Source organism: Hymenobacter tibetensis (assembly GCF_022827545.1).
Classification (GTDB): domain Bacteria; phylum Bacteroidota; class Bacteroidia; order Cytophagales; family Hymenobacteraceae; genus Hymenobacter; species Hymenobacter tibetensis.
The window spans coordinates 2067853-2087500 of record NZ_CP094669.1 but is presented as its reverse complement, the minus strand read 5'-3'; the positions used below and the strand labels follow the sequence as shown (position 1 = coordinate 2087500).

Sequence of the window (19648 nt, the reverse complement as noted above, 5' to 3'; positions counted from 1 at the left end):
CAACGTTCAGATAAAGCAAATGAGTTAGATACCCCGGTTCCTACACTAGCAAACAAAAAAAGTCCGCTTGCAGCTTGCAAGCGGACTTTTGTAGAGAGGATGGGATTCGAACCCACGATGAGCTTTAGACCCATACACACTTTCCAGGCGTGCTCCTTCAACCACTCGGACACCTCTCTAGATGCGGGTTGCGGGCACAAAATAGCACCCGATTTTCCGGATACGCAAGCTGCTGCCCCAACAACCTTTCAGCCCGGCGTGATTTCACCCCGCAAATCATAGGTAAGCAGGTGGCTGGTTTCAACGGCGGGGCGCTTCAAGCCTAACACAAACATCAGCTTGGTGATGGCCGCCTCCCGGGTGATGTCGTCGCCGCCGATGACCCCGATTTCGGTGAGGTGGGCACTGGTTTCGTAACGGCCCTGGATGACGCGCCCCTCCTCACATTGGCTAACATTGAGCAAATGGATGCCTCGCTCGTGTGCTTCGCGCAGGCAGTTCAAAAACCAGGAGGCCGTGGGGGCATTGCCAGACCCGTAGGTTTCGAGTACACAGCCACGCAAGTCTTCTACCTCCAACTGGGCTCGCATCATACGCTCGGTGAGGCCGGGGAACAGCGGCAGCAGCGTTACCCGGTCGTCGAGGAAGGTATGGATCTGCAGACGGGCGGCGGGTAGCAGCCGGATTTGCTTGTCGTTGAACTCCAGTTCGATACCGGCGCGGGCCAGGGGCGGATAGTTCTCGCTACGGAAGGCATTGTACTGCTGGCTCTCCACTTTTTTGGCGCGGTTGCCCCGAATTAGCAAGTCGTTGAAGAAAATGCACACTTCGGGCACCCGTACGGTACCTGCTACAGGGTGCCGGGCCGCCGCTATTTCCAGAGCCGTAAGCAGGTTGCGGCGGGCATCGGTGCGGATGCGGCCCACGGGCACCTGTGCCCCCGTGAACACCACCGTCTTGCCCAAATCCTCGAGCAAAAAGCTAAGGGCCGCCGCCGAATAAGCCATGGTGTCGGTGCCGTGCAGCACCACGAAGCCGTCGTAGCGGGCGTAGTTTTCCTGAATCAGCAAGACCATCTTATACCAGTCGGCCACCGTGACGTTGCTGGAATCAATGGGCTCCCCCAGGCTGATGACCTCGACCTGCATGTTGAGCTGGCGCAATTCCGGCATCTTCTTGCGAAACTGCTCGAAATCCATGGGGACCAGCTCGCCCTGGCTGTTGTAGGCCATACCAGCAGTGCCGCCGGTGTAAATAACGAGGACGGATGTTTCGGGGCGGTTATCGGGAGAGTGCAAGGCGAAATAATTGGGATGGAGCCACCAAGTTAACGACGTCTGGGAACCCAAACGCGGCCTGAGGCCACTGATTTTGTGGCCTCAGCAGGAAAGTGCAGAACGGCTGCGTGAAATAGAATACCCACCTTCCAACGAATATCTAACTCCCAACACCGATGCTGCAACAAAAATGGGTACGGCTAGTGGCGCATTGCTTGCTGATTGGGTTGCTGGTTTCCTTTAAAGCCTGGCAATCCCCCAAGCGCTACGACATCAGCACCAACGGGGCCATCGGGGATGGGCAAACGCTGAACACGCGCGCTATCCAAGCCACCATCGACCGATGTTCGGCGGCAGGGGGCGGCACGGTGGTGGTACCGAAAGGCATCTTCCGAACGGGCGCCATCTTCCTGAAGCCGGGTGTGAACTTGCTGATCGAGAAAGAGGGCGTGTTGAAAGGCTCGACGCGGCCAGAAGACTATCCGCAGGTAGCCACTCGGTGGGAAGGCACCGAGCAGCCGTTTACGGCGGCTTTGGTCAACGCTACCAACCTAACAAACGTCACCGTGGAGGGTGAAGGCACCATTGATGGCTCTGGGGAAGAATGGGTGGAACTGGCCCGCCAGGCCCGGCTGCAAGAAGGCAGCGCCGCCCCTACCGGCCCACGCGTAGGTCGCCCGCGTCTCATCTGCTTTCAAAGCTGCCGCAAGGCCCGCATTGCCAACCTTCAGCTTCGTAACCAAGCCGTTTGGTGCCTGCACTTTCTGTACTGCGAACAAGCCGTGGCTGAAAACCTAACCATTCGGGCCGCACACAATATTCCCAGCTCCGACGGCATCGATGTAGACTCTAGCCGCGACATCCGCATCAGCGGCTGCGACATCGATGTGAACGACGACTGCATCTCCATCAAATCGGGCAAAGACGCCGACGGCTTGCGCGTGAACCGGCCCAGTGAGGATATTCTCATCGAGAAAACCCGCTTCGGGTACGGGCACGGTGGCGTGGCCATGGGCAGCGAAACTTCCGGTGGCATCCGCCGGGTAGAGGTCCGCAACTGCGTAGCAGAAGCCGACAACTGGGCACCAATTCGATTTAAGTCGCAGCCTAGCCGCGGAGGGGTGGTAGAAGATATCACCTACCGCAACATGCAGCTGCGCAATACCCGGCAGGCGTTCGAGTTCAACATGGAATGGCGCATGGTACCGCCTATTGCACCGCCGGCCAGCGTGTTGCCGGTAGTGCGCAACGTGAAGCTGATCAACATCACCGGCACAGTTAACTCTGCCGGCCGCATCCACGGTCTTGAAAACAGCCCCATTGAGAATGTCAGCTTCACTGGCTGCGTGCTAACCGCCCAAAAAGGCTTGGTAGTGGAAAACGTGCGCGGCCTCGACACAGGCGGCCTCAAATTAACCGTGGCCGAAGGCGAAGCCATTGTGCGCCGCGCGGCGCAGTGATTTTCAAGCCGCCCATCTTACAAGCGGAGCCAAAGTATTTTCTATAGTGCACTCCAACTAAGGTGCTGTCATTCCGACGAAGGAGGAATCTGCCGCATGTGCTTTACCGGTTTTGCCCAGATTTCTCCTTCGTCGGAATGACAAACTCGATTGAATCTCTTAGTCCTTCTCCCCTACCCCTCCCCTATGCTGTATTTTCTGCTCGTTGTCACGCAGCTACTTGTTAGTTTCTCGTTGCTGGCTCAGCCGCAGCCGGGCTTTTTCAATGTGCGCGCCTACGGTGCCACTGGCAATGGCAAAACGCTGGATACACCCGCCATCAATAAAGCTATTGATGCCGCAGCCGCGGCGGGGGGCGGCACTGTGTATTTTCCGGCGGGCACCTATGCCAGTTATTCCGTGCATCTGAAAAGCAACATTGCCTTGTTCATCGACCAGGGCGCTACGTTGCTGGCGGCCGAGTCGCCGGCCGATGGCAAGGGCGGCTACGACGTAGCGGAACCGAATGAGTCAACCAAGTTCCAGGATTTTGGCCACAGCCACTGGCACAACAGCCTAATCTGGGGCGAGAACCTGGTGAACGTATCCATTCTCGGCACGGGCATTATTGACGGCAAAAAGGGGCTAATCCGGGAAGGAACACGAACCCCTGGTGTCGCCAACAAAGCTATTGCCCTGAAGCTGTGCCGCAACGTGCTGATCCGCGACATTACGGTGCTCTACGGCGGGCACTTCGGTATTTTGGCTACAGGCATCGACAATTTCACCGTCGATAACGTGAAGATGGACACCAACCGCGACGGTATCGATGTGGACTGCTGCCGGCACGTGCGCATTTCCAACTGCACCATCAACTCGCCCTTCGACGATGCTATTTGCTTGAAAAGCTCCTACGCCCTCGGGTTTGCCCGCGCCACTGAAAACGTGACCATCACCAACTGTGAAGTAACCGGCTACGACCGGGGCACCGCCTTCGATGGCACGTATCAGCGCAAAGAGGCCGCCTTGGTGCCCGATAAGATGGACGTGACGGGCCGCATCAAGTTCGGGACGGAATCGAACGGGGGCTTCAAGAACATCACCATCTCGAACTGCGTGTTCGAGTACTGCCGCGGGCTGGCGCTGGAAACCGTGGACGGCGGCATCCTGGAAGACGTGACCATCACCAACATCACCATGCGCGACATTGTGAACTCGCCGTTTTTCCTACGCCTCGGCGCCCGGATGCGAGGCCCGGAGGGTACCCCCGTGGGCGTGTTGCGCCGGGTGAAGATCAGCAACGTAGTGGTGTACAACGCCGACGTGAAGTACGGTTCCATCATCAGCGGCATCCCCGGCCACGACATCGAGGACGTAACCTTCGACAACATCCGCATCGAATTTCAGGGCGGCGGCACCAAAGCCCAGGCGGCTATTGTACCCGCTGAGGGCGAAAAGGACTATCCCGACCCCGGCCACATGGGCGACATGCCTTCCTACGGCTTTTTCATCCGGCACGTCAAGGGCCTCGAAATGCGCAACATCGACATTCGCTACATGCAGGACGACCAACGGCCACCCTTCGTGCTACTTGATGTGAAGGATATCAACCTCCGCAACATCAACGCGCAGCACCTGCCCTCCGTACCCGCCTTCACCCTACAAGCGGTGTCGGATCTAGAAATAAAGGACAGCGGCGTGCTGCCCGATAAGAAGGTGAAGCAAATGGCGAAAGGCAAGCTGTAGCGCGGAGCCACAGGAAGTTTGTTCCGCGCTACATCCCAAATAGCTCCTTGGTGTTGCGGGTGGTGGCTTCCACCACTTCTTCTAGGTCTTTGTTCAGGATATCAGCCAGGCGCTGGGCTATGAGGGGCAGGTAGGCGGGCTCGTTGCGCTTGCCACGGTGCGGCATGGGGGCCAGGTAGGGGCAGTCGGTTTCGAGGAGCAAGTGTTCGAGGGCAGTACCGGGCAAGGTTTTGTCGAGGCCACCGTTTTTGAACGTAGCTACGCCGCCAATGCCCATCTTGAAGCCCAAGCGAATTACTTCTTCGGCTTCTTCCTTGGAGCCGGAAAAGCAGTGGAACACGCCGCGAAGAGTGCCATCCTGCGCGGCTTCAATAAGGTCGGCCGTTTCGCGGAAGGCGTCACGGGTGTGGAGCACGAGGGGCAGGTTGTGCTGCTTAGCCAGGTTGATTTGGATGCGCAACGCCTCTTGCTGCTCGGCAAGGTGGGTTTTGTCCCAATATAAATCAATGCCGCACTCCCCCACGGCCGCAAAGGGCCGCTTGCCGAGCCACTCTTCCACTTCGTAGAGTTGCTTTTCGAAATGCTTGCCCACCGAGCAGGGATGCAGGCCCATCATGGCGTAGCACTGCTGCGGAAAGTGGGCCTCCGTTTCCAGCATCACGTCAATGCTGGTATGGTCGATGTTGGGCATGAAAATGGTTTCCACCCCGGCCTCGTAGGCGCGGTTCAGCATGTCGTCGCGGTCGGGCTTGAACTGCTCGGAGTAGACGTGGGCGTGTGAATCAGCTAGTATCATCAGAACGGATTGGGTACGGATTGGGGCTTATGGCTACGTGCGGCAGCAGTTTGGCGCTGCTTTACTTGTAGCGCCGGCCTTTCCATTCGAAAGACAGCGGCAGCAGCCGGAACGTGGTCAGCGTAAACGTTAAAACAAAGGAATACAGTTCGAAGAGCGGCATCAGCCACAGTGGGGGGCGGCGGCCCGCCCGGCGGAAGCTCACAGAAGCCAGTGCGCCTTGCAGCACTATTTTGATTGCCAGCACCAGCCCGGCCACGGCGGGACCCGCCAACCAAGCCAGCACCACTAGCATGGGGTAGAATCCGGCATAATACAGCAACCCCACGCGCAGCCACCACGGCAGACTCTCCATGCCCCGGGTCCAGCGGCGACGCTGATGCAGCAGGTTACCGAGGGTACGCATGGGCAAGGAAATGGCCAGCACCTCGGGCCGGAAAATAATGCGGTAATCGAAACCCAGACGGATGGTCGCCCGAAACAGCTCGTAGTCTTCGGTGACTGAAAACGGCAATTGTTCGTAGCCACCGGTGGCCTCATAGGCGGTGCGCGTAATCAGCATGTTATTGCCCATGGCCGTTACCGGCTGCCCCAGATCAGATACCGCCTGCACCAGCCCCAACGACATCAACCAATCGAGGCCCTGGAGCTGGTGGAAGATACGCGGCCCTTCTACCAGGGTCAGGCCGGTGATGGTGCCCACCTGGGGTGCGGTATGCGCGAGCAGGCCCTGGATCCAGGTGCGGGGCACGGCAATATCGGCGTCGGTGATAAAGAAGAAGTCGGTGGTAGCGGCCTTAGTGAGGTGCGCCAGTACGTTGGCTTTGCCGCGGGCCTGCCCCAAGGTTTCCTGAATAGGCAGCACACGAAAGCTGCCCGCAAACCCCTGCATGACGCGAATTGCCACGGCGCTGGTGGCATCAGTAGAAGCATCATCGCCGAGCAGCACTTCCAGCAACTGGGCCGGGTAGTCGAGCTGACGGATGGCGGTCAGGCACCGGACAATGGTGGCTTCCTCGTTGCGGGCCGCAATCAGCACACTGACGCGGGGCAGCGGCGTCGGCAGCGGATGGGGCTGGCTACCGGAGCGGGTTGCAAACAGCAGCGTGGAAGCTGCCAGAATCAGAAACCAGCCAGCTAGTAAGAGCAGAAGAACAAGCAATGGCACTCGAAAGAAGTAGCACGTGGATTGCAGCAAAGCTACGCCAGACAGTAACACCTAGTTGCGGCTGGTGTTACAGCACTTCAAATGAATAGCCCTGAGCTGCGCAGGTTGCTAGGTACTGCGGCAGCACCGCCCGCAAGTTGCGCTGTGCCTTGTGGCTGTCATGAAAAACAACAATAGAACCGGGCCGGGTATGGGCCAGCGCGGCGCGCAAACACGTAGAGGCCGGATAGGCAGCATCATAATCGTACGTCAGCACGTCCCACATAATCAGCCGATAGTTGGCGTGCAGCGTTGCCGCTTGTGCCCGGGTGATGCGTCCGTAGGGCGGGCGCAGCAGCGGGCGGCTGTCTGAAGTGCCACTGAGGGCTTCCAGGGCCTGCTGGCACTGCTGCACTTCCGCCACATACCCGGCCGGCGGCAGGCTCCAGCCGCTGACGTGGTGGTAGGTATGGTTGCCAAGGCGGTGCCCAGCCGCCAGAGTTTGTTGGGCTACCTCGGCGTGACGCTCCAGGTTTTCGCCCACGCAAAAAAAAGTAGCTCGTGCCTGATAGCGCGCCAGCTCTTCCAGCACGAAGGGCGTTTGCACCGGAATTGGGCCATCATCGAACGTGAGGTACAGCGGCTTGCTGCCCGCTGGCACGGGGCCGCGCCACTCGGTATGAGGCAGCAGGCGTTGCAGAAATTTTGGCAGCCGGTGCAGACGCATGGAGGTTGTTGAGTGTTAGAAATACACCAGCTAGGAATAGCTGCAGAAGGTTTCGCCGCCGTTCATCTTCCAGCTACGGAAGCAATTGCCTGCCACAAGGCGGCCGCGCTTTTGTCCCACGAAAACCGCTGCGTGTTCAGCAGCCCTTTTTCTATGAGTTGTTCTCGCAGCAATGGCTCTTGCCACAGGCGCAACAGCCCCGCCGCAATAGCCACCGGGTTCAGCGGATCTACTAGCAGCGCGGCATCGCCAGCCACCTCGGGCATAGAGCTTAAGTTGGAAGTAATAACGGGTGAAGCACACGCTTGCGCCTCGATAATGGGAATCCCGAAACCTTCGAAGTACGGCACGTAGACGGTGGCAAAAGCGGCGGCATATAGCTGCACCAGTTCCTCCTCTGAAACGCGACCCGTGAGGTGTACGTCGCGCCGGTGCTGCATCTGCTGGTACACATCGAACATGGGCCCCGCTTTCCAGGCCGTACGCCCGACGACCAGCAGCTTGGCCGGCGAATTGGTGTGCTGCTTGAACTCGTCGAATGCCCGCAGCAGGTTCGACAGGTTCTTGCGCGGATGCAAGGCCCCCACGAAAAGGAAATACGGCTTGCCCGCCGCAAACCGCTCCCGGGTGGCTACTTGCTCGGCCGGCGGCAAAGGCCGAAAAAGATTGTTGGCCGCATTGTGCACGATGCCAATGGCCGAAGCAGGCACGCCGTAGGTCTGCACAATGTCTTGCTTGGTAGCCTCCGAAACGGCCAGCAACTGCTCGGAAGCCCGCGCAAAGCGTGGGGCGAAAAACTGGTAGTAGGTGTGCTCGAGCACACTCATGTGCTCGGGATAATGTTCGAAGGCCAGATCGTGCATCACTGTTACGCGTGGCACGCTTGTAAATAGCGTGGAGTAACCATCGGTGCTTAAGAATACGGCGGGCCGATGACGCTGCAACCACCACGCCACGGCTCCTTCAAACCAGGCCACCCACAAAAAGGGATGCCGGGCGGGCGGAAACAACACGTGGGGCACCACGTTCGGCGCAAACAAGTAGCGCGCGTCAAAAGCCCTGTCGAACAGGAAATGAAACGTATGCTCGGGATGCGCCGTCACAATTCGCTTCACCGTTTCAAACGTAAAGCGCCCAATTCCTTCCAGTTGGCCGCCAGGGAGCAGAAAGCGAGTGTTAACGGCTATGTCCAAGTGGTGAGATGGTGAAATAGTGAGTGGTGAGGTGGTGAGTGGTGAGGTGTGACATAATGAGTGGTGTACTGGTGAGTTTGACATGCAAACTGGGCTGGCTGCGCAACTAGCGCATGTACAACGTCAAACTCACCACTTCACTGCCTCACCTTTAGCAGCTTGCGAAGCTCGGCAATGCGCACTACTCCGCTTAGGAACAATATACCAACAAAGGCCACGCTCGCTAGTACCGACTCTGGCAGCCAGTGCAACGCCAAGCCGGTTTGTAGCCCATACCACACCGCGCAAAGCAAGCCAAACGCCACAGCCAACCGACTGATCCAGCCCCAAGGCACTGGCACGCCCGTGCGCCGGTGCACCAGCCACAAATAGCCTATTGACACAAACACTGCACACACCAGCGTATTGATAGCGCCCGCCACGGCCCCTAGCCGTGGCAGCAGCAGCAGGTTGAGTGCCACGTTTAGCGCGGTGCTGGCCACGACCAACCAGCTCACTGCTTTCTCGTGGTTGGTGCTGGTGAGTAAGGTGCTATAGATGGCGAAAAACGCATGAACCAGCACGCTACCAAACAGGATCTTCACGCACAATACCATCCGGCTGATTTCCTCCGGCGTGCTGTGGGTGAATTGCCAGAACAGCACTTCACCTCGAAACAAAACAAACGCGCACACCAGCAGCATGGGCACCGTCACGATGCGCTGCCCAAACCAGAGCAAGTCACGTTGCTCCTCAGGGCGAGTGGTAGCGTAGGCGAACTTGGCAAAAAACAGCGGCAAGACTGTCCAGAGATACATCATAACGATGTCGCCCAAACGATAGGCCGCATTATAATAGCTGGCTTCTTCACTCGACACCAACCGCTCCAACATCAAGATATCAATCCGCTCGTTGAGGCCATACACCAGGGTGATAAGCGCCAGCGGTAAACTGGCTTTCAGTAAAGTTCGGGCCTGCTCCCACCGCAACTGCACCTTCACCCGGCCATACAGCCTGATTATCAGCGCGTACAACACCACAAACGTGAATCCAATGGCAATAGAGCGGGCTGCCACGTAGTTGTCGAGCGTAATGCCAATTGGAATAAGGCCAAGCACTAGCCCGAGCAGCAGAAATTTCTCCAGCACAGATAGCAGCGCATCCGTGTTAAAGCGCTGATTTGCTTGCAGAACCCCCCGCAGAAACAACGTGTATTGCGCCAACAGCATCCCTACCACGGTGAGTGCCAGTATTGTGAGCGAGTGCCCACGGTAGCCTATCACCCATCCGATGCCAACCACTATTCCCAAGAACAGCACCGACAACATGCCCTTCAGTGGGACCAGGGTTGGAAAGTGCTCGTTTAAGAAATCGGGCGCCGCTGCTACGCGCTTGGTGGTGAACTGCGTAGTGCCCAAGTCCGATATGGCTGCCATCACACTAGCCAGGGTAAGCATGCTGGCAAACGTACCGAATACGTGGTGCCCCAGCCGATCCTGCACCAGGTTCTCGACCAGCACCCAACCGGGTTTCACCAGCAGGTTAAGCAGTACGACTAAGCTAATATTTCCGAAAAAGCGTTTGATAGGCGCAGACGTGAGAGAAAGGGAGTGCAAAAGTAGGGGTTGCCGAGGATTGGGGGCGAAAGGAGCCGGGAATTAATACCAGACCACAGCTCGCCAACGTTGAGTTAGCCACTCTGCCTCATCTAATCCGCTTCTGCGGCTGTTCATTTAAGACATTTTCCGAGTAGATTTGCCGCGTTGTGGTAGTACTTAGTTGTGTTGGTGCTGCTTTTGATTGTCTTTTTTCGCTTCTATGTCATCCACCTCTTATTCTCTTCTAGGCCTTTGGCCGGTTATTAATCGTTGGAAATCTTTGGTATTGGGGGCCGTAGTGTTGGCCTTGGTGGTCAGTACCGTAGTGGCCTTGCTACTGCCCAACATCTACAAGTCAACCGCTGTCTTCTATCCTACCAACCCCCAGACCACTGACCCTGACCGCATTGTAACGGAAGGAGGCAAACTGGAGCTGGGAGGCCGTAGAGAAGACTTGGACCGGGTAATTACCATTGGCGAATCACAGCCGGTAGCCGAACGCATTATACAGCGTTTCAAGCTGCACGAGCATTATAATACGGGACCCGTCGGCGACGACAGAGCAGATCAGGCCGCCCTCGATGAATTTGCCAGCAACCTGCGCATTGTCCACAACGACCGGGATGCTATTGAGCTGGCGTTTGAAGACACAGACAAGGTACTAGCTGCCCGTATTGCCAACGCCTTGGTACAGAGCATCGACTCAGTGAACCAGCAGCTGACCCTGATCAACCGGCGCAACATACTGGAACTGTATGCACAGCGGCGGCGCTTCCTGGAGCGCGAATACCAGGCCACCTACGACAGCTTGGTGGCCGGCCGGCGCCGTTATGGCATCTATGGCCTCACCATGGAGTCGCGCTATTTGGCCAAGGAAATCATTGAAACCGAGCAGGAGCTACGCACCGCCGAAGGCGAAGGCAGCAGCAAGGCGGCCGGCTTACGCCGCGCCTTACGCGGCCTTACCAAAACCGATGGTGGCAATGCATTCAACCTAGAAAGCTACACGGCCGGCTTCGACAAGATGACCACGCTTTATGCACGCTTCGTCGATTTGCAGACTCGCCTGATTACTGCTCGGAGCACCTACGAAACGGCCCGACTTGGTATCAGCGGCAAGATTTCCAGCATCTACGTGGTACAGGAAGCCTATCCGGCCACCAAGAAATCCAAGCCGGTACGCTGGCTCGTGGTAGTGTCGGCAGTGCTGACCACATTTGCGCTTTCGGTTGTCTTCATTACCCTGTTGGAACTCTACCGCGGCAACCTGAGCATGGGAAGAGGTAAGTAAAACCTACGCTTCCCTTCTCCACTGTTTTTCAATGCTATGAATTTTTTCGCCCAGTTACGTCCGCAAAACACCGACCAGCGCTTGTTTATGGCGTTTGTGGCTGTGGTGCTTGTGGCCGGGGTGGGCGTTGCTGCCTCGGATTCGCTGAGTTGGCTGGCGTTGCCGGCCGCTATCCTAGGCATAGCCGTGCTCCTCATTGACTGGCGCTGGGTGTTTTACATGCTACTGGGCACGCTGGCTTTCTCGTACGAAGTGCAGTTGCCCGGCGGCTTAAGCATGGATGTACCGTCTGAGCCCTTGATGCTACTCATGCTGCTGTGCTTTGTGGTGAATGTGCTGCTAGGCCGGAGCAATGTACCTCGCCAACTCTGGCGCCACCCTATTGTGGTGCTGATGGGGCTGTCGTTGCTATGGTCTATGGTGTCCACGGGAGCGTCTGTGAATACGCTTAAGTCTATTAAGTACTTGTTGGCCAAAACCTGGTACATCGTGCCGTTTGTGTTTGTCACGCTCGATTTGGCGCGTAGCCCACGGACTATCTGGCGTATGGTGGCCTTTTATGCGGCAGGCGTGAGTGTCACTGTGGTGTACACCATGATACGGCACGCCCCCCTCGGTTTCACCTTCGATACCATCAACACGGCCATCAAGCCCTTCTACCACAACCACGTACTGTACGCGGCCACGGCGGCCTTGCTGGCTCCTTATGCTCTTTTTGCCGCTCGCAGTGCCACCAGCCAGCGCAGCCGTCGGCTATGGCACGTGGCGTTTTTCTTGGCGGTAGCAGGCGTGTCTGTTTCGTATACCCGGGCCTCCGTGCTGGCGCTGGTAGTAGCCGTGCCGTACTTCTGGGTGATTCGCTGGCGCCTTACCCGCCTTGCTCTGATCGGCAGCACCATTGCTACCCTACTGGGAGCCAATTATTTCGTAACGGGCAACACGTACATGCTCTACGCGCCCGACTTCGAGAAAACCATCTTCTACGGCGACAATTTCCAGAAGCACCTGGAGGCTACCTACAACCTGGAAGATTTGTCGGGCATGGAGCGGGTGTACCGGTGGGTAGCCGCCGCCCACATGATTGTGGAGAAGCCCATCCTTGGGAGTGGCCCTTCCACTTTTTATCCCGAGTACAAGCGCTATACCGTCACTAGTTTTCGCACCTACGTCAGTGGTAACCCCGAGAAGTCTACCACGCACAACTACTTTTTGTTGCAGCTAGCCGAGCAGGGTATACCAGGCTTCCTTTTGTTTATAACGCTGGTTTTCACTACGCTTCTACTAATTGAGCGCCTCTATCACCGTTCCCGTTCTGAAGAGCACCGCAACCTAGTGATGGCCGCTGGCCTGGCGTTTGTAGTAATCGTTTTTCACTTGTTGCTCAACGAGTTGATTGAGGTAGATAAGATTGGTTCTTTCTACTACTTTTCGTTGGCCGTGCTGATGCGTGTACAGGCTTGGCAGGACGAAGAGGAAAGCCAGCTTCCTGCTGCCAAGGAAGCAGCGTAGCTTGGGCGCAGGTTCTGGATAGACGCAGCCTTTCTATCTAGGGCCCAATAGCTTATTCAAGTTGCGTTTAGAATGTACCTTCGCCGAACGCAGGATTTAGTACCCTTAACATCACTTCACTTTTGCGCCTGATATGACGGTTAATGAATTTTTTGATCTTTTGCTGGCTGAGTTACGAAGCAACCAGCAATTAACCAGCTACTATAAGTTTCTAGAGAATCCCGCGAGTTTCGAGTTTCGCAAATCCTACGTTACCCAGCGCCTTCACTACATTCTGGATCATTTGCCCGACAAGAATGCCGCAATTCTGGACTGCGGCTGTGGCTATGGTACCACCGCTATTTTTCTGGCGCTGAACGGCTACAAAGTGCACGGCACTACGCTGGAATTTTACTTCACGCATATTCCGGAGCGCCTGCGCTACTGGTCGCAGTTTGGCGACGTTTCAGGTTTCACCTACAGCTACGAAAACCTGTTCGATTCGCCGCCCGCTCCCGCCTCCTACGACCACATTATCATTCAGGACACCCTGCATCACCTGGAGCCGCTACAAGACGCGCTTCGCATCTTTCATCAGGCATTGCGCCCGGCCGGCAACCTCATTATTGTAGAGGAAAACGGGGGCAACGTGGTGCAAAACTTGAAGCTGTACCTGCGGCGAGGCAACAAGCGCATCATCGAAATCTATGATGAACAGCTTCAAAAGAACATTCTGCTGGGTAATGAGAACATCCGTAACCTGGCAACTTGGCGGAGCGAACTAGCCAAGCAAAACCTGTATATCTACCCCAACGATGTGCAGTATATCCGTCTGTTCCCGCCCTTCATGTTCAAGAATGGCAATTCCCAGGAGCTGATGGCCCGCGAAGGCAAGCTGTGGCGCAACAACTCATTGTTGAAAGAAAATCTGTTTTTCGGCCTCAACTTCGTGGTAGGCAAGACTCCTACTGGCAAAGTGGCCTAAATGAAAACAAGTCGTGCAGCAGCGCCATGCGCTTGAGTTGCGCGCAAAGCCAAGAAGCGGAGCCAGCCGGTGTTGAAAGACACAGCTGCTCCGCTTCTTGGCTTATATACACTAGCAGCTGCTACTTGAAGCGGCAGCTCAGAATGGTGATGTCGTCGGCGAAATGACTACCTGTTACATTGTACTCCTCTATTTGCCGGAGCAATTCGTTGTGCAAGTGTGGTAGGGGCAAGTACCGGTTTTGCCGAAGCACGCGCAACACGCCCTCCTCCCCAAACTCGGTGCTGTTGGCGTCGAACACTTCCGTTAGGCCGTCGGTGTAGGTGAGCAGCAGCGTCCGCGGGGGCACTTCCACTTCCCCTACGTTCAGCATGGGCAGCTCATCCATTACACCCAGCATGATGGTGCCTTCTTTCAGCAAGATCACCGAATCTTGGTCGGATACCAGCAACGGGTCGTTGTGGCCGGCATTCACGTATTGCAGGCGGCGCGTGGTCCGGTCGTAGAGGCCGAAAAAGACAGTGATGAACTTGTCGCCCCCGGCGTTGCGGAAAATCAGGTTGTTGAGTTCGTTGGCTACCGTGGCCAAGTCTGCTTGTTGGCGCAACAGCGTCCGCAACCCCGCCTGAAAGTTCGACATCAGCAAGGAAGCCGCCACGCCCTTGCCCGACACGTCGGCAATGCAAAAGAGAAACCGATTCTCATCTAACGGAACCACGTCGTAGTAGTCGCCGCCGACAGCAGTATGGGGCACGTAGGAAGCAGCCACGGCCACGTGCGCGTCGTTGGGCAACGTGCGTGGGAACAGCATGGTCTGTACTTCCTGCGCAATTTCGATTTCCTTACGCATAGCCGCCGCGGCTATCCGCTGCCGCCCTAAGCGGCGGTTCTCAATGGCCCCGAGCAGAATATTACTGAGGGTTTCAAGAAACTTGGTGGCTTCGCCGCTGGCGTAATCTTCGTGCATGTTCCCGATGAACACGTACGCTACCACTTCGTCGTTGCGCACCACCGGAATGATGGTTTCCAGCAGTTGCCAGCTCTCGTTCAGCGGCAAAGAGGCAACCGGTGCGGGTACACTCGTGCAGTTCTCGGTGATGATGGCGGGTAGCGCAATGCGCCGGTAGTCGGGTAGTTGAGCGCCAAACGATACCACACACTGCCATTGCCCTTCTTCTTTCACATACAGTACCAGCCGCCGGATATTGAGCTGGCCAAGTAGCGTAAACTGAAATATCTTGTAGAGCGCTCCTTCTCCAAGGTCCTGGTTGATGGCCTGCGTGATTTCCAGCAGCGCCCCCAATTCCCGGTCCTTTAGGAAGAGCCGTTTTTCAGCAGTTATAGGGAAGGCATTAGACATTCGGTTACTAGTTGTGGATGGTTGATTGCTGACAGTCGATAGTTGTCGTTACTTGATTGTCAGACAGTTTACAGGAGGCGAAGGCGTTGGCGACCAGTCAACAAGGAACCACCAACACTTACCTATCAGCCTAATGGCGTTTTGGGGTCGTAGGCGTCGCGTAGGCCATTGCCGAGCAAGTTGAAGCTAAGCACCAGCAGGCTGATAGCTAAGCCTGGTAATACTGTAAGCCACAAGCCGGCTTCGGTACCTAGCAGTTGAAATCCTTCATTCACCATGAGTCCCCACGACGGCGCTGGTGGCTGCACTCCCAGCCCCAGAAAGCTCAGTCCTGCTTCGAGCAGAATAGCGGCTGCAAAATTACTAGTTGCAATGACAATAAGCGGCCCAGTCATGTTAGGCAGCAGATGACGCGCAATCAGGCGGCTTTGGGGCAGCCCTAGCACGCGGCCAACTTCTACAAAGGTCTTCTCGCGCAAGCTCAGCATTTGGCCTCGCACCACGCGGGCCACGTCCACCCACATTGTCAGGCCCACGGCCACAAAGGAGGTCCAAACGCCTTTTGAGTCGAGGGCCAGAGAAATAGCAATAACGAGCATGATGCCCGGTATGCTCCACACCACCGTCATTACCCCCAATAGCAGGCTATCCAGCCAGCCGCCTACGTAGCCCGCCACGGCCCCCACTGCCATACCCAGCACCAACGAAATCAGGACGGCTACTAGCCCAATGCCCAGCGAAATGCGCGTTCCTAGCAACAAACGGCTTAGCTCGTCGCGGCCGGCTTTATCGGTGCCAAGCCAATAGGCGCGGTGGATAATTCGCTCTTCTTCCACTAGTTGGCGCAGCTCGGCACGCGTGCCTGTGCGCCCTGCTAGTTGGGTTAGTGCGTAGCGCTGCGGCTGCTCGGCCAATGCTGAATGGTTGCGGTAAGGCTGCGTGAACACCGAATCCCCTTCAAACCGGTAGCTGTTGATTGGAATTTCCTGGTAGCGGGCTGCTCGGCCATTCAACCAAGTACCAAATAGGTTGTCGGCTGACGCTGACTGAGCGGCCTCGGCCAGCGGCAAACGCAGAATGGTTGCTTGGAAGCCAGGCGGCTCTTTTTGCAGCTGCACTAAGCTGTTGTTGGCGTTGGATGACTTGTCGGGCAGCACCCAATAACCCAACAGGGCTACCAGCGTGCACAACACAATAAAGCCCAGCCCAGCCATGGCCGGCCGGTTTTGGAGCAAGCGTTGGCGCACATAGTAGCCGGGCGGCCGGGCCACCGCCGCCGCAGTTGGCTGCCCCGATATTACGGCTCCGGCCACTATCAGCGGGTGTTGTGCTGAAGTAGGCCTTCCTTGGAAGCCAGATAGTAACAATCCTGGCTGATGGCGCCGAACGAGCTTTCCTCATAGGCTAGCTCGGTATCTGGGTCGGGCCAGAAGCTACGGACAAGGCCTTGCTCCAACAGGCTGCGCAGGCCCTCTTTCAGAACGGGGGCTGCTAGCCCGGTTTTCTGCAGCAGGTCGCGGAAGGAAGCAACGAAATATAGCTCGTCAAGAATGTTGAATTCGGGGTCAGTCACAGGCAGCGAGAATAAGGAATAGTAGCAAAGGTAGTGCGACTAGGTCGGATTCAGTGCCAACCAACTAACCTGATTAGCTAACTGAGCCAAGCTAAGCCTGCGCACTTGAGCTTGATATTAACATATAATATCCACTTCAGGCCCAATTCACTGAAGTGCTATGGATGGAGCGTGGACGACGGCAAAGCCACTTTCTGCTTTCAGATAGGTGAGAATGGAAGTGATTTCCTGCTCCGACAGGGCAAAGCTGGGCATCTGTTGCTTCTGGTACTGGTTGAAAATCTTCACGGCATATTCGTCGCCGCTGGCTACTACTTTGCTGGAGTTCTTGATCCAGGGAATTAGCCAGGCTACCGGACGGCGTTTGTGTAAGCCATTCAGCGCCGGACCTACTACTACTTCATTCAATGCATGGCACTGCGCACAGTTGCCTTTGAATAAGGTTTCGCCGGCCGCTACTGCCTGTGCTTGTTCGGGGGTAAGGGGTTGTTGCTGCGCAACGCCGCTAGTATCGGTTGGAGCGGCGGCCAGGGTATCGGCTACGGCTTGCGGGGCAGTAGCATCAGCAAAGGGCGTAACCAGGCCCGTTGCGGCAAAAAACACGCCGCCTACTACAAACACCAACAGCACAACCAACAGCGGAAACATCACTTTCAAGCTGAAATGAGACATAATGCAGGGGTTGAATGAGACCATTTGACTTCCCTGAAAAAGTAGGTCTCAAACGGCGGCAACGCTAGTATTTCCCGGCTTTTATTTCCTGCTTTTCCACTGGCAACGCCTCTCGTTATAATGACGAGCGAGAGTCACAAGTTGCTTGCTGTTTTGGTGGCTGGCCTCAGTGCCTGCCAGCGCGACTTGTGGGGGTGCACTATCACATGTATATGCTATATCTATCTACTAGCAAATGAATTACCTTTGAACATATAGATTACTATATTCTTAGAGGCGGCGGGGCAAGCAGCGGAACATCCTTCTATTTATTGAATTACGGTAGCAGCACCTACAGTGCCGCTGGCTGGAACAGTGTGCTTCCAAAGGTCCGGACTTTGGCGACACGGGCTGCCAGCCTGCTCTGCCACCTGCGGCCCCTTCCCTACTTCCTGTGCAAGCCTCCGGCACATTCCGCGGGGGCACTTTTGTTTCCACCAACACTTTCCAACCCCATGCCAGCACCCCAATCATCCTCCCAACGCTACATCGTTACCTATGCCGACCAGAATATCAGTTCTGGCAGTGCGGCTGAGGTACTAAACATCACCGCAGACAGAGTGCAGGATGGTGTATCACTCTTGGAATCAGATCAACCCCTAACGGCCAGTGAAGTACTGCACTTCGACGGGCTAGGCTCTAGTTCCTTGGTGCTTACGACCGCTGAAGTAGAGAACCTAAAGCACGACCAGCGAGTGGTAGCCGTAGAGCCCGATCTGGAAGTGCACATACTAGGTGGCGACGCCGCCGCCATGAACGGCCACGCACTCAACGGCAACGGCAGCCCGGATCTGTATGACACCGAGGAGTCTCTTTTCGATCAGCCACAACAGTCTCTTTTCACCCAAGGGCCGGGTTTTCAGGCTGGCTATCAGCAGGCTATTACTGATCTGCACGCCCGGATGTTGGAGCAAATGAATAGCATGTTCCAGAGCGCAGCAACCAACTCGGGCAGCCCTGTGCTGACTCCACCGCGGCTGCCTCTGACACCCGTGAAGCCGGTGCTGCCCCCTATTGTGTGGCCGCCGCTTATTCAGCAGCCTATTCCGTGGAATATCAAGATGGTGAAAGCTCCGCAAGCGTGGCCTCGTACCAAGGGGGCCGACGTGCGGGTGGCTGTGCTCGATACCGGTATTGCCAACCACTCCGACCTTACCATTTCTGGTGGTGCTTCGTTTGTGCCAGGCGTGACCAGCTACAACGATGGCCACGGCCACGGCACCCACTGCGCCGGCGTGATTGGAGCCCGCAACAACGCGTTGGGCGTAGTAGGAGTGGCGCCGCTGTGCAAGATTTACGCCGTGAAAGTGCTCAACGACGCTGGCAGCGGACAACTAAGCTGGATTTTGGCGGGCATGGCCTGGGCCAGAACCAACGGCATGCAAGTGGTATCCATGAGCTTGGGGTCGAACAGCGGCCCTGTGGCGGCCTATACAGTGGCGGTGCAGCAACTGCTGGCAGCGGGCTGCGTGGTAGTGGCAGCGGCGGGCAACACCGGTGGGCCGGTGGGAGCTCCGGCCAACAGCCCCGGCGTTATTGCGGTGGCCGCCGTCGACCAGAATAAGGTGGTTGCGCCCTTCTCGTCGCGCGGGGGCAACGGCAACCAGGTTACAATATCAGCACCTGGGGTGTCCGTGAATTCCACCTACCTGAATAACGGCTTCAAGCCCATGTCGGGCACTAGTATGGCGTGCCCGCACGTAGCAGGTGGCGCGGCACTTCTCAAGGCCCGTTACCCGGCCTGGACCCCAACTGCTATTATGAACCGGCTGAAAAGCACGGCCGCTGACCTCGGTGTTCCCGGCAACGACATCGTGTACGGCGTCGGCCTGCTGGACTGCGACGCAGCGACTATGTAGCATGTTAGGTGGGTGGGGGTTCGGGGAATATAGTTTGTCCCATCGGCATCAACTCCCCAACCAGCTACAGCGTCGGCAACATGCCCCTGTTCGTGGAGTTCTTACTCGCGGATGGGGGCATATTCCGCTTTTCCAACTTTCTCCTCCTTTCCTTGTCATGGCACTCCTGAATCAGAAATTGAAAGAGCAAATTGCGGCCCAACCCGAGGCGCTGGTGCACGTGGTGCTCACCTCCTCCAAGACAACCACTCAGTTGCAAGCTGTTGAGCCTGCCGGTAAAATAGCGCCCATTCCGGGGCTAGATGGCATTTACAAAGGCACCTTTACCGGGCAGCAGCTACTAGCCTTGGAAAACCAACCGGGCATCGACAGCATAGAAACCGACCAAGAAGTAGTGGCTCTTGACGGAGAATAAAGCCAACCAATACGTGCTGTTTTAAGCGGCCCATGATCGTACCCGAGGCGAACTGCTGTTCTCG

The 19648-nt window shown here is 56.7% G+C and carries 17 protein-coding genes and 1 tRNA gene; 7 read left to right on the top strand and 11 right to left on the bottom strand.

The genetic code is table 11. The features are described 5' to 3' along the window. Positions 1-91: 91 nt before the first annotated feature. Positions 92-179, bottom strand: a tRNA-Ser gene (locus tag MTX78_RS08275). Positions 180-248: 69 nt separating this feature from the next. After that, entirely contained in the window at positions 249-1298 is a 1050-nt protein-coding gene (locus MTX78_RS08270) for an asparaginase (protein WP_243801615.1), read from the bottom strand. A gap of 155 nt (positions 1299-1453) precedes the next feature. Here MTX78_RS08270 and MTX78_RS08265 point away from each other — a divergent pair, with 155 nt between their 5' ends. Then, on the top strand, positions 1454-2737 hold the full coding sequence (locus tag MTX78_RS08265) for a glycoside hydrolase family 28 protein (protein WP_243801613.1): 1284 nt from the start codon (positions 1454-1456) through the stop codon (positions 2735-2737). A gap of 186 nt (positions 2738-2923) precedes the next feature. Beyond that, positions 2924-4462 (top strand): rhamnogalacturonidase, encoded by a 1539-nt coding sequence (locus MTX78_RS08260; RefSeq protein WP_243801611.1) that lies wholly within the window; start codon positions 2924-2926, stop codon positions 4460-4462. Positions 4463-4490: 28 nt separating this feature from the next. On the opposite strand, the gene MTX78_RS08255 is transcribed toward MTX78_RS08260, so the two are convergent. The 5 genes from MTX78_RS08255 to MTX78_RS08235 all read right to left on the bottom strand — a co-directional run bounded on the left by MTX78_RS08255 (position 4491) and on the right by MTX78_RS08235 (position 9920). Next, a complete protein-coding gene (locus MTX78_RS08255) occupies positions 4491-5258 on the bottom strand; it encodes a TatD family hydrolase (protein ID WP_243801609.1) in 768 nt (255 codons plus the stop codon). A 61-nt stretch (positions 5259-5319) separates the two neighbouring features. Next, positions 5320-6420: a glycosyltransferase gene (locus tag MTX78_RS08250; RefSeq protein ID WP_243801607.1), complete on the bottom strand. Its 1101-nt coding sequence runs from the start codon at positions 6418-6420 to the stop codon at positions 5320-5322. A 73-nt stretch (positions 6421-6493) separates the two neighbouring features. Further along, a complete protein-coding gene (locus MTX78_RS08245; RefSeq protein WP_243801606.1) occupies positions 6494-7132 on the bottom strand; it encodes a polysaccharide deacetylase family protein in 639 nt (212 codons plus the stop codon). A gap of 62 nt (positions 7133-7194) precedes the next feature. Then, entirely contained in the window at positions 7195-8325 is a 1131-nt protein-coding gene (locus MTX78_RS08240; RefSeq protein WP_243801604.1) for a glycosyltransferase family 4 protein, read from the bottom strand. A gap of 137 nt (positions 8326-8462) precedes the next feature. Continuing rightward, complete coding sequence (locus MTX78_RS08235; protein WP_243801602.1) at positions 8463-9920, bottom strand: oligosaccharide flippase family protein; 1458 nt, start codon at positions 9918-9920, stop codon at positions 8463-8465. A 202-nt stretch (positions 9921-10122) separates the two neighbouring features. Between MTX78_RS08235 and MTX78_RS08230 the strand changes: the two genes are divergently transcribed. The 3 genes from MTX78_RS08230 (at position 10123) to MTX78_RS08220 (ending at position 13666) form a co-directional block, all read left to right on the top strand. Continuing rightward, positions 10123-11193 (top strand): GumC domain-containing protein, encoded by a 1071-nt coding sequence (locus tag MTX78_RS08230; RefSeq protein WP_243801600.1) that lies wholly within the window; start codon positions 10123-10125, stop codon positions 11191-11193. A gap of 36 nt (positions 11194-11229) precedes the next feature. Continuing rightward, positions 11230-12702, top strand: coding sequence for an O-antigen ligase family protein (locus tag MTX78_RS08225; protein WP_243801598.1), 1473 nt, complete (start codon positions 11230-11232; stop codon positions 12700-12702). A gap of 133 nt (positions 12703-12835) precedes the next feature. Continuing rightward, positions 12836-13666 carry a class I SAM-dependent methyltransferase gene (locus tag MTX78_RS08220; RefSeq protein WP_243801596.1) on the top strand — a complete coding sequence of 277 codons (831 nt, stop codon included), beginning with the start codon at positions 12836-12838 and terminating at the stop codon, positions 13664-13666. A gap of 121 nt (positions 13667-13787) precedes the next feature. On the opposite strand, the gene MTX78_RS08215 is transcribed toward MTX78_RS08220, so the two are convergent. The 4 genes from MTX78_RS08215 to MTX78_RS08200 form a co-directional block, all read right to left on the bottom strand. Continuing rightward, entirely contained in the window at positions 13788-15026 is a 1239-nt protein-coding gene (locus MTX78_RS08215; RefSeq protein ID WP_243801594.1) for a PP2C family protein-serine/threonine phosphatase, read from the bottom strand. A gap of 125 nt (positions 15027-15151) precedes the next feature. Further along, complete coding sequence (locus MTX78_RS08210; protein WP_243801592.1) at positions 15152-16339, bottom strand: ABC transporter permease; 1188 nt, start codon at positions 16337-16339, stop codon at positions 15152-15154. A gap of 2 nt (positions 16340-16341) precedes the next feature. Then, positions 16342-16599, bottom strand: a complete 258-nt coding sequence (locus tag MTX78_RS08205; protein ID WP_243801591.1) for a hypothetical protein — start codon at positions 16597-16599, stop codon at positions 16342-16344. Positions 16600-16746: 147 nt separating this feature from the next. Next, on the bottom strand, positions 16747-17271 hold the full coding sequence (locus tag MTX78_RS08200) for a c-type cytochrome (protein WP_243801589.1): 525 nt from the start codon (positions 17269-17271) through the stop codon (positions 16747-16749). A 494-nt stretch (positions 17272-17765) separates the two neighbouring features. On the opposite strand from MTX78_RS08200, the gene MTX78_RS08195 reads away from it, so the two are divergent. Together MTX78_RS08195 and MTX78_RS08190 are read left to right on the top strand one after the other, a co-directional pair. Further along, complete coding sequence (locus MTX78_RS08195; RefSeq protein WP_243801587.1) at positions 17766-19169, top strand: S8 family peptidase; 1404 nt, start codon at positions 17766-17768, stop codon at positions 19167-19169. Between the two features lie 157 nt (positions 19170-19326). Further along, a complete protein-coding gene (locus MTX78_RS08190) occupies positions 19327-19584 on the top strand; it encodes a hypothetical protein (protein WP_243801585.1) in 258 nt (85 codons plus the stop codon). Positions 19585-19648: the final 64 nt, after the last annotated feature.

Bases quoted from the DNA above. Each gene is read 5' to 3' on its own strand.
- MTX78_RS08265 (WP_243801613.1), top strand. From the start codon at position 1,454: ATGCTGCAACAAAAATGGGTACGGCTAGTGGCGCATTGCTTGCTGATT.
- MTX78_RS08260 (WP_243801611.1), top strand. From the start codon at position 2,924: ATGCTGTATTTTCTGCTCGTTGTCACGCAGCTACTTGTTAGTTTCTCG.
- MTX78_RS08255 (WP_243801609.1), bottom strand. From the start codon at position 5,258: ATGATACTAGCTGATTCACACGCCCACGTCTACTCCGAGCAGTTCAAG.
- MTX78_RS08245 (WP_243801606.1), bottom strand. From the start codon at position 7,132: ATGCGTCTGCACCGGCTGCCAAAATTTCTGCAACGCCTGCTGCCTCAT.
- MTX78_RS08230 (WP_243801600.1), top strand. From the start codon at position 10,123: ATGTCATCCACCTCTTATTCTCTTCTAGGCCTTTGGCCGGTTATTAAT.
- MTX78_RS08225 (WP_243801598.1), top strand. From the start codon at position 11,230: ATGAATTTTTTCGCCCAGTTACGTCCGCAAAACACCGACCAGCGCTTG.
- MTX78_RS08220 (WP_243801596.1), top strand. From the start codon at position 12,836: ATGACGGTTAATGAATTTTTTGATCTTTTGCTGGCTGAGTTACGAAGC.
- MTX78_RS08215 (WP_243801594.1), bottom strand. From the start codon at position 15,026: ATGTCTAATGCCTTCCCTATAACTGCTGAAAAACGGCTCTTCCTAAAG.
- MTX78_RS08200 (WP_243801589.1), bottom strand. From the start codon at position 17,271: ATGTCTCATTTCAGCTTGAAAGTGATGTTTCCGCTGTTGGTTGTGCTG.
- MTX78_RS08195 (WP_243801587.1), top strand. From the start codon at position 17,766: ATGCCAGCACCCCAATCATCCTCCCAACGCTACATCGTTACCTATGCC.
- MTX78_RS08190 (WP_243801585.1), top strand. From the start codon at position 19,327: ATGGCACTCCTGAATCAGAAATTGAAAGAGCAAATTGCGGCCCAACCC.